This is a genomic window from Pseudoalteromonas sp. S1610 (assembly GCF_005887465.1).
Lineage (GTDB): Bacteria > Pseudomonadota > Gammaproteobacteria > Enterobacterales > Alteromonadaceae > Pseudoalteromonas > Pseudoalteromonas undina.
Genome location: NZ_PNDI01000125.1, coordinates 1 through 274 on the forward strand (window position 1 = coordinate 1; position 274 = coordinate 274).

1 pseudogene is annotated in these 274 nt (G+C 44.9%); it reads left to right on the plus strand.

The annotated features are described in order from the left end of the window. Window positions 1–274, plus strand: a pseudogene (gene ubiB, locus CWB77_RS18065) (ubiquinone biosynthesis regulatory protein kinase UbiB); the annotation flags it as partial.

Below are 274 nucleotides of genomic sequence, written 5' to 3' on the forward strand. Positions count from 1 at the left end.
CAGCATTGAAGAGTGTGACTTTGCTATTCGCACCGTGTGCGAGCCTATTTTTAAGACACCACTAGCTGAAATATCATTTGGTCATGTATTGCTTAACTTATTTAATACCGCACGTCGTTTTAATATGCAGGTTCCACCGCAACTCGTATTATTACAAAAAACCTTGTTGTATGGTGAGGGCTTAGGTCGTCTGCTATACCCACACCTGGACTTGTGGACTACGGGCAAACCTTTTTTAGAAGACTGGGTGAAACAACATGTGGGCCCGCGGGGG